This is a genomic window from Mycobacterium sp. ACS4331, assembly GCF_001667265.1.
Classification (GTDB): domain Bacteria; phylum Actinomycetota; class Actinomycetes; order Mycobacteriales; family Mycobacteriaceae; genus Mycobacterium.
In genome coordinates this window covers 70266-83037 of record NZ_LZHW01000007.1, presented here as the reverse complement: position 1 = coordinate 83037, position 12772 = coordinate 70266, and the positions used below count along the sequence as shown (strand labels likewise).

Genomic DNA, 12772 nt, shown 5'->3' with positions numbered 1-12772 from the left:
TTCAGCCCGCGAGATTGCACCCAGGGCTGTTGCGGGCAAAGGATCACGACCCTGAATGCAATTTCGCGCTGGCGGGATCACCCCAGAGTCGCCTCGGCCGCGGCCTTCAGCACATCGCGGATGTCGCCGCGCCGCCACGCCCGCCGCTGCCGCATCGCGCCGTTGCCTTCCTGCACAATGCGTTTCAACTCCGACTGCGCATAGTCGAAGTCGCCGGCCTGCTCCAGCGCGGGCCGCAGTTCGTCGATGAACGCCGCCAGCATCGCGTGCGTCCTGCCCTCCAGACCGTCGCGCGCACACCGCCAATAGGCCGCGCGCAGAACGGGTTCGGAGATTTCAGGCGCCGGCCTGCCCGCGTCGATGTGCGCACACGCCGTCATCACGCAGGCTCGGGCCAGGGTCGCGAGCAGGGCAGTCTCGGCTGCGGTCGCCGGGACGTCGGCCACGCGGATCTCGACCGTCGGGAACTTCGCCGACGGGCGCGCATCCCAATAGACCATGCCGTCGTCGAGCATGGCCCCGGACTCCTCCATCTGCGCGACCAGCGCGTCATACTCCTCGGCGGAGTCGACGGCCGGCGGCGGACCCGCGCTGGGCCAGCGCTGCCACAGGATGCTGCGCCAACTGGCATAACCGCTGTCCGCCTCACGGTAGATCGCGGAGTTCGCCGACAACGCCAGCAGCAGCGGCAGCCACGGCCGCAGCCAGGTGCAGACCCGCACCGCGCTGTCCCGGTCGGGCACGGCCACGTGGACGTGACATCCGCTGATGCCCTGCTCGTGCGCGATCATCCCGAACCGGTCCGCGATCTGGTGATACCTGGGGGTGTCGGTGATCGGGAAATGGCGGGGGATCGTCGGCGGCAGTGCCACCGCGAGCAGTTGAGCGCCGCACTGATGGGCGGCCTGGGCGGCGGCGCGGCGCAGTCCGACGATCTCGTCGAGCAGATCGTCACGCATCTCGTGGACACCGGTGGCGGTCTCCACCTGACAGGTCGTCAGTTCCAGTTGAAGTTCGACGCCGCGCTCGCGGGCAGCGTGCGCGACGTCGGCGTTGTGGGGTAGCGGTTGGCCACTGCCGGGATCGACGAGAAGAAACTCCTCCTCGACCCCGACAGTGGGCACTCCGTCATTTCTTGAAGGCGTCTTTCACCTTCTCACCAGCGTCTTTGAGGTTGGCCTTGGCCTGATCGAGCTTGCCCTCGTTCTCCGTGCTGCGATCACCGCTGGCCTGGCCCAGCTTCTCCTTGGCCTTGCCGGCTGTGTCGTCGATCTTGTTCTTGAACTTGTCTCCTGCACTCATGCGCGCAGGGTTGACCAAAGCCCTACTCGCCAAACCTGGCCCCGCTAGCATCGGGCGTGATGGCCACTGACTTTCGATTCGCGGTAGGTATCCGGTCGGCCCGCTCGCGCGCACAGCTGCAGGAAACGGCCTGGCGCTACGAGGATCTCGGCTTCGACGTGCTGAACATCCCCGATCACCTGGGAGCGCCGGCGCCGTTCCCGGTGCTGGCCGCGGTGGCGCAGTCGACGTCGACCATCAGGCTGGGCACGTACGTGATGAACGCGGCGTTCTACTCCCCCGCGCTCCTGGCCCGCGACGCCGCCGGCGTGCACGCACTCAGCGACGGCCGACTCGACCTCGGTCTGGGCGCCGGCTACGTCCGCGAGGAGTTCGAGGCCGCGGAGATCCCCTTCCCCAGCGCCGGGGCCCGCGTCGCGCACCTCGAGCACGTCGCCGAGCACCTGCGCCGGCACCACCCCGAGATTCCGCTGCTGATCGCGGGCAGTGGCGACAAGGTGCTCACGGTGGCCGCGCGGCATGCCGACATCGTCGGACTCACCGGCACCGACCGCATCGACCTGGTGCGCTCGGTCGCTGGGGAGCGGTACGCCGATCTGGTGCTCGACCTCGCGATCACGGCCATGCCATCGGACAACTCCGGCGTTCCTGACCTTTCGATGACCAGGCGATACGCTCCCGGCTTGAGCGATGAGCAGCTGATGACCCTGCCCGGTGTGCTCTCCGGGACAACCCGCGACGTGGCCGACCGGCTGCGGCAGTTGCGCGCCGAGTACGGCATCTCGTCGTTCTCGATCCAGAGCAGGGACGACGTGTTCTTCGCGAAGGTGATCGCGGAACTGCGCTGACGGCCGTCCGGGCTCTCCAGCGCGTGAGGTGCCCGTTCGGTTACGCGCGACGCAGACGGTACGCTGTGCCAGCGCGCCCCCGTAGCTCAGGGGATAGAGCACGGCTCTCCTAAAGCCGGTGTCGCAGGTTCGAATCCTGCCGGGGGCACATTTCTATTTTTGCAGTTCAGCGGGCTTTTCCGGGCGATTGCCCTACTGCTGATCGCCCCTCTCTGGTCGGTGTATGGTCGGTGCTTGCTTGGTGTTCGATGGCACCAGGTGGCGTGTGATCGTCTTCCGCGCCGCTGTGTCCAGCCGTTTGGCCACGTCATCAAGGTCGCTCGGGAACAGCGCGGCGTAGTGATTCAGCGTGGTCGCCGCCGATTCATGGCCGAGAAGCCGAGCCACTGCCACGACGGAAGCCCCAGCCTGGATCGCGAGCGAGGCGGCAGTGTCGCGCAGGTTGTGCGGGGTGATGTCGAGGTCGAGGGCCTGCACGGCGTCGTCGAGCACATCGCGGCGGAAGTTTCGGTTACGAAGCGGCGTGGCAGTCGCGGACGGGAAGACAAGGCCGCATGACTTCTGCCGGCCCTTCCAGGCCCTCAATTCATCCGTCACCACTTGCGGAATGGGTACCGTGCGCGCCTGGTGATCCTTGACCGGGGAGAACTCACCCCGAACTGCTTCTTCTGAGTACGCACGGACAACCCGTAGGGCGCTCGCATCGAGGTCGACGTCGGTCCACTGCAGCGCGGCCAACTCTCCCCAGCGCAGCCCGCAGTATCCGGCGACGAGAACCAGAACCCTGTCGCGCGGCTCTTTCAGACGGTCCGCGAGCTGCCACAACTGTGCATGTGTGAGCGGTCGAGGGTCATTGCCCTGGACCTTCGGCAGTTTGATTCCGACAGCAGGATTGCGATGGATCGCGCCATCGCGTACGGCGTAGTCGAAGACTCTGCGCAGAACTCCGAGGGAATGGCGTGCTGTGGCGGCGGACTGCCGACGCGAGATGTCGGCAGCCCAAGCCTGTACCTCGGAGGGACGTACCGACACCAACGGCCGCCGCCCAAAGGTGCCAGCGATCTGTTTGTTCATTACGCCGCGTATCTTCCGCTCCGTAGCCGGCTGTCTCGCGGGCTGAGCGGCCAGCCAGATTTCGCACCATTCACGGACCGGCTTCTCCCCCGCCTTGGGGTCGGCCCACGCACCACTCTTCAGTGAGTCAACTTGTTTGCGTTCCCATTCCTGCGCGTCACGCTTTCGCGAGAACGTCCTGGACGCGACATACCTGCCGCGGAAGTACACGCGAGCGCGGTAGACACGGGTGCCCTTCGGTCCTATCCGAGACTCGATCATCGTCCTAGCAGCCCAAGCGCGACTCTCGGCGCGAGTCGAGCCATGCGTCGACTTCGGCCGAGTCCCAGCGCAAGGCTGTCCCGATCCGGATCGCCGGAGGGCCTTCGCCTTTCAGGCGCCAGGCCCGGATACAGCCGACCGACACTTTCAGCCGATCCGCAACTTGATCAATCTTGAGCAGTTCACCATCACGTGACACCGCATGTGCGGAAGCACCCGTGTTTCCTCCCCTACGCATGCCGACTCCCATTAATGAGTTGCTCACGCGCCGGCCGCGGCCGGCTTGTGCCTGAGTTCTGTTGTTCCTCAGCGTTCATGTCCAAACGGTCGCACTAGTTGGCGGAGGCAAGGTCCATCAGCGCACGGCTGAGCAGTTCGAGAGGATTGGAAACCAGATGCGCTGTCTCCTTCAGATGTCTGCGAAGCACAGGGTCGGGAACGTACGGAGCTCTGAATCTGACCTCGACACCGTCAACCGAACTCACTCCGACGCCGGTCGGCGCGCCGATCGGGCTGATGTCGGATTCCGTCGAGAACTCACCCAGGACTGCCGCTGCGGCCTCTCGAGTACGAACGGAGAAGCACACCCGCAATCCGCAGTTGTCACGGGTACTCGTGGGGATGCTGTCCGCTGTCGGGCGCTGCGTGCTCAAAATGACGATGATCCCAGCGGATCTGCCGCGTTTCACCAAGTCTCGAACGATCGAATCAATCTCTGCACCTGTTGCTTTCGTTTCCCGCGTTGGGAACGATTTACCATCCAGGTACGTCTGGCACTCGTCGATCACGACGACAACCACCGGATGCGTAGTTGATGGTCCAGCGGACCACAAGTTTGACTCGCCGAAAAGGTCACGCGAGCAGCGCAGCCGGCAGCGCATCAACTCTTGAACGTCCTGCAATGCACCCTTTACCACCTCCAGGTCCCCGGCTTCATCGCCGCTGATGTACCGATAGGCCCGCGAGGCCAGAGGTTCGAGGTCGTAGCCCTGCTTACCGTCGATGAGCAACCACTGGACATCCTCGCGCCTAGCCAAGGAAGCGAGTGCCATCGACAGCCACGCGCTCTTGCCTCCCCCGGGAACTCCCCCGACTACAACTCCGCTCACGTTCCGACACGCCCCAGCGACCAGCACGCCACGTTCGTCTACACCGAGGGGAAGTCGCCAGCCGTCAGCGATCAGCGGTTCGGACAGAACAGTGAGAGCTCTTAGCGGATCACGAACGCGCAACTGCAACTCCACGACCCCAGGACGCGGCTCAACTACCACGACACGCTCCACGCGTAGCGCGGCACTGAGCTGCCGGGAACGGCGGATCCAGTCGTCCCGGCTTTGGCCAGGGGCGATGATGACTGTTACAGCCAGGCCGTACGGTTGGGCGTTCATTTTGACGACTACCGGGATGTAGCGGACTGCACGACGATCGAGCTGACCCTCTCCCGTGACGAATGCCGTGACCCGCCGACATCGCGAACGCCGAATATCGGCATCGACCGCCAACCCGAGAATCTCGACCATGTCGGCCCATCTGTCAGCGTTGGAAAGTATGGACATCGCATACCTCAACCCCGCTCCATACCTCCGAATCTGTAGGCATTTCCGAACCCGACCAACAAGTCGCACAGCAGGAATCGCCAACATCGCAGCACCGCCGCACAGCAACGCGGCGTTGCCGAGGCCTACTAAGGAAGCCCACCAAAGCGCCACAAGCGTTACACCGCACAGCACTAAGAGCCTATGAGCTCGCATGATCTGCGTCTGCTAACTTTCGGGCGGCCCGATCTGCTGTCGCCAGCCTATAAGCGGCGCCCTCTGCTCCTGGATGTTGCCGAAACCACTCCAAATCAATCTCTTTAAGCTCAGCATCAGGTGGAACCCGCCACTCCCAGTCACACGGATACGGTGAGGGCCACGCGGTGCGATCGAATATGTCGAACCCCAGCATCACCTCGCGCACGGCATCGTTCGCCCGCATCTTGTGACTGGCGGGATAGCGTAGACCCATACGCTCCGCAGGAGGGGAATTCAAGTACCACGCCATCCGGCACGATGCCGGATCTGGGTGACCACACCACTCGATGAAGCGATTGCAGTCACGACACACCAAACCCCTAACGCCGCGGTCAAGGTGATCGTGATCGATGTACACGCCGTAGTTCAACTCGCAAACGCTGCAAAGCGTGCCAAACGAATCCACAAGCTTGGAGTACATCCGTCTTCTTGATGCGTTCCTGAACGTTGGCGGATGATTCAGGGAAGAACGCCGGTCGGATGGACACGGTGTGCTGTTCAGCACCGCTATCACTCGTCTGATGTCATCTGCAGATCTGTACATCGGTATTTCAGGAGATTCCGGAGTAACGCGGGTCTGCACTAAATGCGCTCGGATAATCGACGCCTGACGATGGATGGGAAACGCTGCCAAGAGATCGTCACCTTTAGACACTGGTATAGCCCTCACTCACCACGCAAGCTGGTCCCCAGACGACCCCGTTCGCGTCGATCGCAACCACGATGGGACCGTCGTCAAACGGGTTGAAGTACATCAGGTCGTGATCTGGCATCGGCTGGCACTCAAATCCTGGCCTTTCCAACACCTCTGACAAAATCGGGCCAGCGCGAAGCCTGTCATCGACTGGCATCGCCTGGGTCGCTGTCGCGTCACGGACTCGAGTTCGAGCTTCCGCCGACTGCGGTGATGCACCGTGCATCACCGCGCTCCGAACCACCGCAACGCTTGTGATGACCGCACATACAACCAGCACAGATGCCATCCAACGCGTTAGCCTGACGGGGCCTCGCGTCCAGGCGATAGCTGCGCGGACGCGTCCCGCGGCCGACAATCTGAATGGATCGGAGTACTCCGACTTCCTTCGTGACCGCCAGATCACTCGCCACCCCCTCGGCGAGACCCACTGCGCAGCAGTTGATCAACGGTTCCGACTGGAGTCAATGTCTGCGCATACACCGACACTGCAAGAGTGCCGCGCGGCCCGCGATCACCGAAGCCAGGACGGACGTCGGCGCGGACCGTAAGCTCCGCCGCACCCTCAACACGAAAGATGGTCCCAGCTTCCACGGTCTCAAGCGGAGTCGTTGTTTCCACAATGGCGCCGTCCATACCGACACCGGCGACGGATACCGCCACACCCGAAAGCCGATGTACCGCTGCCCCATCTCGCTGGACGAGCTCTTCCGTGGCGGCGCCGTCCCGGTATAGCGTTCTAGTGCGCCCACCGCCGCCGGTGCCGATCAGCAACAACAGTTCGGGTGGCACCGGGACCTTCAGGCTCGTCAGATCAGGCATCAATCAGACCTCTCTCGCATCTGCGGGGACGTCCCGCATGAGCAAGCCTGCCCCAAAAAACGACCGCACGAGCCGACGGCGATCGTCGCCCAATAACACCAGTTCAGAGCCCATTCAGCGCGGGTTCGAGCCCCTGAGTCGACGGCGGATTACAGTGATCGGCCGTGATGTCGCGCCCTGGCGTTATCGTCCCGACATGACGACCGATGAACTCAGAGCGATGAACGCCAACCAGCTCGTCGCAACCGCGTACTCACTAGCCAATGCGCTACCACCCCTCGCCCATCTTGCGATAGCTGCCGGCGCCCCACCCAACTTGGTGCGTCAATCCACGGGGTGCGCCGTGACAAGCACCACTCGGTTCAAGACCCAGACGGCGATTAATCTGATCGACAGAGTGAACGAGGCTCTCGTCGCGACTGGCTGCATCCCACCAATCGACATTCGAATGCACAGTTCTGCAACGGTCGGGCAATCGCTGAAGGGAGCGGACAGACAAATCTTCGCGGACGAGGTTATCGAGATGGCCAACGCACTGCAGCGGATGAAGTATGCCGTCCTGTTCGAGATCGACAGCCGCGATACGACTCACGCTGGTGATCTATTGACTCCCGCAGACTGGAACACATGGGTCCAGCCGCGAGTCGACGACATGGCCAGATTATCTGACCTCCTCGCAGAACAGGCACAGATATTCGCACGAACGAGAGCACAATACGTTCATCTGTGCAAGACGCCTCAGGTCTCGTGGTTCTCGCGGCGGACAACGGAGAAGTCACTGATGATCTCCAAGCTTGCCATTGCCGACTCGTTGGAAATGCTCGCCGCATCAGCACGACTCGCATACAGAGACGCAAGCAGGTTCGAGGCCGGGCTTGGCCCCAAGGCCCAACGTCAATTAGTCGCATCTTGGAAAAGGCACGCCGAGAGACTGCACGATCACCGTGCAATCATGTGGCATTCCAGTATCTTTCGGCGAACGCTTCCGACGAAGCACCCACTGATCGAAGTCCTTCAAAGCAGATCGCAACTGAGCCAGTCGCGGAACGATCTGCAAGCTAGCTATCAGCGAGCGCTGCACGCGCTCGAACGGTTCATGAATCACACCCAGAGTGTCGGGTTAGCTGCGGCATCCGCACATCAGGCGCTCCTGAGCAATCGAGCTAGATCCGACACAAACCCAACATGGTCCGTCTGCCTCGAATACGGCCGACTCATCGAAATCCGAACCCCTAGTGAGAGAGCAGAATCCAGCTTACTGTCGAACATCCCGGTAATCACAGTCACAACGCGTTAGTAAAGAGTTCGCTCACGTAAGTTCTGCGAGAGCGGCCCGCTGCCGGTGAACTATCGCATCCGTAAGCCAGTGTGCCTAGGGCCCATATCCCCGTGCCTTGGCTTTAGCAAGTTCTTTGGCAAGCTTTGTCCGCTCTGACACCTAGGACGACGATCAACTGCCCGCAGGCAATCGCCGAACCATACGTAGTGCATGCTAGTTGCTAGTCGACGTGCTCCTCATCGTGAGTATCGGCACGACTCACACGTCGTGACTCAGCCTGCTCGATCGCCGTTGCGATGCTGTCCAACAGTGTCGGTGTATCGATGCCCTCGGGAACACTCAGGAAGTAGCGACGATCCTCTTTGGGGGACACGATCACCACGTGCACTCTCTCGATCTGCGAGTCTGGCACTCGACCATTAGCGCTGCGGGTGTTCCACATGCTGTACACGGCCGCCACGAGGCCAAGAGCAGCCCCTACCACTGCGGCCCACGTCGCCAGGTCCGTCGTGTTCACGATGTCGCCACCATTCCGATTATCGCGCCGCTCGGGACCAGCGTCGCTATGAAGAACCACTGCGATAACTCACGCACGGTACTGGGGTCGCCACTCACCGTGTAACCGGCCGTATTCGCGAGCAACGACAGAAGTGTCCCGAAGCACGCAAGAATGGCAATTAGCTTGAACGAGAGGGGTTTCGAACTAAAATCCCGACCGACAAATGCCGCAATTAGCTCACCAATCGCGCTACCTGCAATCACGGCGCCAACGATAAATAGCTCTCCGTATCCGAGAACTTCGGTGAGGTCCAACCCAGCGCTCGACATACCACTCTTAATTGAGTTCACTATTACCGGCCCAAGACCGAAAAGAACTCCAAACGTCGCCCAGAGTGTCATCCGAAGGGCAATGGCACCGCCGCGCGCTTCGGCGATGGGTTCCAACCTGACATCGACAGCCAACCCAGACTCCATTCCTTTACACGAGGTCGCAGCCGAACGGACGCCCGCGTCGAGCGATCCCTACGCACGCCGTCAGCTTAATTGCGGCAGCCACTCACCACTAGGCGACTTGGTACTTACACCTGGCTAGCGTCACTGCCGTTAATGGACTGAGGCGTAATCGGCGCGCCCCGCCCGCCACCACCCCTGCGGAACAACGTCTCTCGAGCCACCTACTGTTTGGGCGCGCTCCAGAACCACTCCGTCCGTGCATGTGTCGCTACTTTCCACTCCGTCTCGAATCGGATACCGTAAGACGCTCTAGTCTATAAACAGGGGGCCTATCGGTGGCGCAAGAGATCGACCTCAAGGCTGCGATCAATGCAGTGTCCGACGTCATCCAGAATAGGCCGCGGCCGATACGCGAGTTCGACCAGATCTACATGAAAACCGGCGACATGGTGATGCAGAGCGAGTTTGTCGCCAACTGGGCACGTGACAAACAACTAATCTTCGTAGGCGACGGTGACTCGATTAGCGTGTGTGTCGCGTATCTCCAGGCGCGAGGTATCATCCCGTACGGTCCAGCACGCATAGTGGTACTTGACTTTGACGAACGAATCGTCGGGGCTATCAATCGGTTCGCCGATCGCGAGCGACTCGCATCTCTCGAGGGAATTCTGTACAACTGCCTTGACCCCCTCCCCAAGCTTCGCAACTTCGATTGCTTCTACACCAACCCACCCTGGGGGGCGAGCAACAACGGGAGCAGTGTCAATGTGTTTGTTCAACGCGGCATGGAAGCGCTGAGCTATAACGGTGATGGCCTAATCGTCATTGCCGATGACGACGACTTAGAGTGGCCAAAGAATGTTCTTGGCAGCGTACAGTCATTCGCGGCCGCGCGCGGCTTTTACGTGAGCCGGATGATGCCTAAACTACATAGCTATCATCTCGATGACAACCCGGACTTACGGTCGTGCAACCTGATCATTTCCTCGCTGCCGAACAACGGCGACCGTGGCGAATCTAGCAGCATTAGCGCCCCAACGACTTTGAGGAATTTCTACGGCCAATCGCAGAATCCGCGCGTCCGTTATGTACGCGAACGTAAGCGATTAGATTACGGCAAGGCTAGCGAGGACGAATATCGATTCGAACTACTGGAGGAGAATTAAGTGTTTGAGCCAGGCGATGCCATCCTGTACATGAAGATCGGGACGCATGCGCAAGAAGACTTGACGGAGATTATCGAGCGCAAGAGGAAAGAGATCGAGGACACGGGCCTCGCAATGTGGGGATACGGGGGTAATACCTGCCACCCTGCGACTATGGTGCAACCGTTCGCGCGCGCACGCGCGGCAGCCGGCGGGCGGATAGTCCTAGCCATGGAGCCGATGGACTCCAAGCACTTTGCGGAGCAAATCAGGGCAGAGTACTCATCGCCCGACGGTATAAACTGGACTCGAATCCCCGAGGGAATTAACGTCCTTGGCTCTCGCTACGCGCTATGCGTAGATTCACTGGAGGAAGCTGAAGATCAGATCGACTTAGGAATGACCCGTGTCGCGGTCGGCAACAGTAGGGGTAAACGCGGCAGCAAGTACGTACGAGGGCGAGTGGATAAAGCCTGTCTAGAGATCACCCCGGATATTGATTCACCGGACGATCATCTTGTCAAGACAATCGGATTCGTAGCTCAGCTCACGGAGCCGTACGCGGTATTTCTCAAGAGTTAGGGAACGCATGCCCCTCGCAAAGCAGCGACGGGGCGCTAGTCCGTAGATCCTCGATATAGCTCTGGAAGGCCTCCGTGATGGCCTCTTGATCGGGATCGCCTGGGTTCCAGCACTTGAGGCATATCGACAAGGCCTTGTCCACGGCCCTGACAGCACAAACACGGGGCCGGACGATTTCGTGCCCGATTGAATTAATTACGCCCAGCATCAATTGCTCAAGACAGACGAGCTTTCCCACCAGAGCTGACAGTGCGTCGACAGCGCCTCTCACCGTTTCAGCCGCTACGATGGCACGCTTATCTCCTGTTATGACTGCATCCAATCCGCGAACGATCGCAATAGCACACAGCTGACTTTCGCCAGCGTCAAAGCCGAGCAACTGTTTGTTGGCAACTTCCTCGAACTCTGTCGCTAGGGCGATTTCCTCGTCGGTAGGCTCCATCTCGTTAGCGCCCTGGATGAATTCCTCGAACGACGTTTTCAAGGCATCGACATCACCTAAGTTCAGGCGGCCCAAAGCGCGCCGCACGATGAAGCGCGCGGCGCCGAGTACACCGATTGGTTCGTAGGGCGCCAGCACTGATTGCAGGTCGGGAATCAACCCATATGAACTAAGTTTCTGCAGTACATCATTATCTATGGCAACGGGCATCGATCAACCCACGACACCAAGGTTCAGCACTCTCGATATGTATCTGTTGCGGTCATTGAGGCTTGAAAGATCAAGTTGAGTCCTTGCAACGTTGTTGACATACGATCCCGCAGCACCGGTCGGCTGGGTGCCGTAAATAATTTTCAAAGCGCCTAACGATTGCTTCCAGTTTCCAGTGGAGTACGCCAGGCAAAGCGCGAGCGTTCCAGGTTCGATCTGAACAGTGAAAGCTTCTCGGATGGCCGCGTGAGCGACCTGCGTTGCATTGTATCCGCTTGTGTTTGCGAGCACACTCAGTTCAGCGGAACCCGTCAGCAGCGAGAGTGCGTATTTATCCGCCTCGGCCTCTTCGTCGTCCCGGTTCGCAATATCGAGCGGGTCCTCGACGTCGAGCAATGCTGCCGAATCCCCGAGGTGGCCTCCCGCTATATGTCCCAGTTCGTGGGCCACAACAAATGATGCCTGCGCGGGGTATGACGAGCGGCTGCCAAGAAGAATTGCATAGCGGTCACCGACCTTTACAGTCATCGCGTGCATCCTCTTGGCGCTTAGAGGGAATACCTCTAGTTGCACAACAGCGACTCCAACGGCCCAACAGAAAGTAAGTAGCTCTGTAAGGCCCACTAGACGACCGGACTTTAGGATCGCAGTTCGTAACTCCTCGGCTGTCGGCGGCAGGGATCCGACCGGAGGAGGCGCAACCGCAATTAACGCTTTACCGATCGCTACGCCAAATGACGTGAGAACACCCTGCTCTGCCGGCGTTGTAGCACCAAGGTTCTTATATTTCGCCTCGTCGCGCCACACGAACTCTGTGTCTCCGTGCATGAGCGCGCGAGGGGACAGTCCTAGCCGCCTGGCGACTGTGTACCGAAGCTCCGTCGTCGCGGACACTGAAGACTCTGCCTCCGCGCTCCACCACTCGGGCCATATCGCGTCTATGGCAGCACGCGTCAGGCCAGCGTTCTCCAGGTCACGCCGAAGCGACTGCTCAACACTAGCCAAGCTACTGAGTACCGCCTCCCCGCATCCGCCGACCACCGTCTAGTCGACTCTATGCCAACATGCCCGTACAATCACGCTCCTCTTGTCAGCGGCCCGCCGTATGCTACCCGCTAAGACTTCTTCAGACCTGCGAAGGGGACGACGTGCAGCACCCAGAGTCATTCTGTTGGAGCAAGTTTGGTACTGAAGCTGGTGAACCGACGGAGAGCATTCTCGCCCGGAAAGAGCGGGAACGGTTCAACAACGGCGGGCTATTCTTATGGGGGATCGGGACTAGCATCTGGCCCTCGTTGCGGGCGCTCCTTTCGGTTACCCGATCACCGCGCGTCTTGTTCACCCCCATGCTTTCTCCGGCAGCTAA

General features: G+C 60.6%; 15 protein-coding genes and 1 tRNA gene. 5 read left to right on the top strand and 11 right to left on the bottom strand.

What is annotated here, in order from left to right; genetic code table 11:
- Positions 1-77 precede the first annotated feature (77 nt).
- Positions 78-1124: a glutamate--cysteine ligase gene (locus tag A5727_RS01620; RefSeq protein ID WP_068243367.1), complete on the bottom strand. Its 1047-nt coding sequence runs from the start codon at positions 1122-1124 to the stop codon at positions 78-80.
- Positions 1125-1128: 4 nt separating this feature from the next.
- The gene (locus A5727_RS01615) at positions 1129-1302 is read right to left on the bottom strand and encodes a CsbD family protein (RefSeq protein WP_068243364.1); all 174 of its coding nucleotides are present in this window, start codon (positions 1300-1302) and stop codon (positions 1129-1131) included.
- 59 nt (positions 1303-1361) lie between these two features.
- Here A5727_RS01615 and A5727_RS01610 point away from each other — a divergent pair, with 59 nt between their 5' ends.
- A complete protein-coding gene (locus tag A5727_RS01610) occupies positions 1362-2150 on the top strand; it encodes a TIGR03621 family F420-dependent LLM class oxidoreductase (RefSeq protein ID WP_068243361.1) in 789 nt (262 codons plus the stop codon).
- A 75-nt stretch (positions 2151-2225) separates the two neighbouring features.
- Positions 2226-2298: transfer RNA gene (locus A5727_RS01605), tRNA-Arg, on the top strand.
- Positions 2299-2342: 44 nt separating this feature from the next.
- Here the strand turns inward: A5727_RS01605 and A5727_RS01600 are convergent.
- From A5727_RS01600 to A5727_RS26765, 5 genes are all read right to left on the bottom strand, one after another.
- Positions 2343-3485, bottom strand: coding sequence for a site-specific integrase (locus A5727_RS01600; RefSeq protein WP_082949536.1), 1143 nt, complete (start codon positions 3483-3485; stop codon positions 2343-2345).
- 4 nt (positions 3486-3489) lie between these two features.
- Positions 3490-3723: a helix-turn-helix transcriptional regulator gene (locus A5727_RS28445; protein ID WP_082949543.1), complete on the bottom strand. Its 234-nt coding sequence runs from the start codon at positions 3721-3723 to the stop codon at positions 3490-3492.
- 94 nt (positions 3724-3817) lie between these two features.
- On the bottom strand, positions 3818-5041 hold the full coding sequence (locus tag A5727_RS01595; RefSeq protein WP_082949535.1) for an FtsK/SpoIIIE domain-containing protein: 1224 nt from the start codon (positions 5039-5041) through the stop codon (positions 3818-3820).
- Between the two features lie 181 nt (positions 5042-5222).
- Positions 5223-5699, bottom strand: coding sequence for an endonuclease domain-containing protein (locus tag A5727_RS28440; protein ID WP_197507555.1), 477 nt, complete (start codon positions 5697-5699; stop codon positions 5223-5225).
- Between the two features lie 675 nt (positions 5700-6374).
- Positions 6375-6794, bottom strand: a complete 420-nt coding sequence (locus A5727_RS26765) for a hypothetical protein (protein WP_082949533.1) — start codon at positions 6792-6794, stop codon at positions 6375-6377.
- 196 nt (positions 6795-6990) lie between these two features.
- On the opposite strand from A5727_RS26765, the gene A5727_RS27285 reads away from it, so the two are divergent.
- Positions 6991-8091, top strand: coding sequence for a hypothetical protein (locus tag A5727_RS27285; RefSeq protein WP_157521164.1), 1101 nt, complete (start codon positions 6991-6993; stop codon positions 8089-8091).
- Positions 8092-8293: 202 nt separating this feature from the next.
- Here the strand turns inward: A5727_RS27285 and A5727_RS01590 are convergent, their stop codons facing one another.
- A complete protein-coding gene (locus A5727_RS01590) occupies positions 8294-8590 on the bottom strand; it encodes a hypothetical protein (RefSeq protein WP_068243359.1) in 297 nt (98 codons plus the stop codon).
- Positions 8587-9036, bottom strand: coding sequence for a hypothetical protein (locus tag A5727_RS01585; protein WP_157521163.1), 450 nt, complete (start codon positions 9034-9036; stop codon positions 8587-8589). The genes A5727_RS01590 and A5727_RS01585 overlap by 4 nt, the downstream gene beginning before the upstream one ends.
- Positions 9037-9362: 326 nt before the next feature.
- Here A5727_RS01585 and A5727_RS01580 point away from each other — a divergent pair, with 326 nt between their 5' ends.
- Both A5727_RS01580 and A5727_RS01575 read left to right on the top strand, forming a co-directional pair.
- Positions 9363-10193, top strand: coding sequence for a bis-aminopropyl spermidine synthase family protein (locus A5727_RS01580; RefSeq protein WP_068243355.1), 831 nt, complete (start codon positions 9363-9365; stop codon positions 10191-10193).
- Positions 10194-10754: a hypothetical protein gene (locus A5727_RS01575; RefSeq protein ID WP_197507554.1), complete on the top strand. Its 561-nt coding sequence runs from the start codon at positions 10194-10196 to the stop codon at positions 10752-10754.
- Here the strand turns inward: A5727_RS01575 and A5727_RS01570 are convergent.
- Positions 10744-11406, bottom strand: coding sequence for a hypothetical protein (locus A5727_RS01570; RefSeq protein ID WP_157521162.1), 663 nt, complete (start codon positions 11404-11406; stop codon positions 10744-10746). The genes A5727_RS01575 and A5727_RS01570 overlap by 11 nt on opposite strands.
- 3 nt (positions 11407-11409) lie before the next feature.
- Positions 11410-11934, bottom strand: a complete 525-nt coding sequence (locus A5727_RS28505; protein WP_197507553.1) for an ImmA/IrrE family metallo-endopeptidase — start codon at positions 11932-11934, stop codon at positions 11410-11412.
- Positions 11935-12772 lie beyond the last annotated feature (838 nt).

Excerpts from the sequence above, each read along its gene's own strand:
- A5727_RS01610 (WP_068243361.1), top strand. The coding sequence starts at position 1,362 with ATGGCCACTGACTTTCGATTCGCGGTAGGTATCCGGTCGGCCCGCTCG.
- A5727_RS28445 (WP_082949543.1), bottom strand. The coding sequence starts at position 3,723 with ATGCGTAGGGGAGGAAACACGGGTGCTTCCGCACATGCGGTGTCACGT.
- A5727_RS27285 (WP_157521164.1), top strand. The coding sequence starts at position 6,991 with ATGACGACCGATGAACTCAGAGCGATGAACGCCAACCAGCTCGTCGCA.
- A5727_RS26765 (WP_082949533.1), bottom strand. The coding sequence starts at position 6,794 with ATGCCTGATCTGACGAGCCTGAAGGTCCCGGTGCCACCCGAACTGTTG.
- A5727_RS01600 (WP_082949536.1), bottom strand. The coding sequence starts at position 3,485 with ATGATCGAGTCTCGGATAGGACCGAAGGGCACCCGTGTCTACCGCGCT.
- A5727_RS28440 (WP_197507555.1), bottom strand. The coding sequence starts at position 5,699 with ATGTACTCCAAGCTTGTGGATTCGTTTGGCACGCTTTGCAGCGTTTGC.
- A5727_RS01615 (WP_068243364.1), bottom strand. The coding sequence starts at position 1,302 with ATGAGTGCAGGAGACAAGTTCAAGAACAAGATCGACGACACAGCCGGC.
- A5727_RS28505 (WP_197507553.1), bottom strand. The coding sequence starts at position 11,934 with ATGACTGTAAAGGTCGGTGACCGCTATGCAATTCTTCTTGGCAGCCGC.
- A5727_RS01570 (WP_157521162.1), bottom strand. The coding sequence starts at position 11,406 with ATGCCCGTTGCCATAGATAATGATGTACTGCAGAAACTTAGTTCATAT.
- A5727_RS01595 (WP_082949535.1), bottom strand. The coding sequence starts at position 5,041 with ATGTCCATACTTTCCAACGCTGACAGATGGGCCGACATGGTCGAGATT.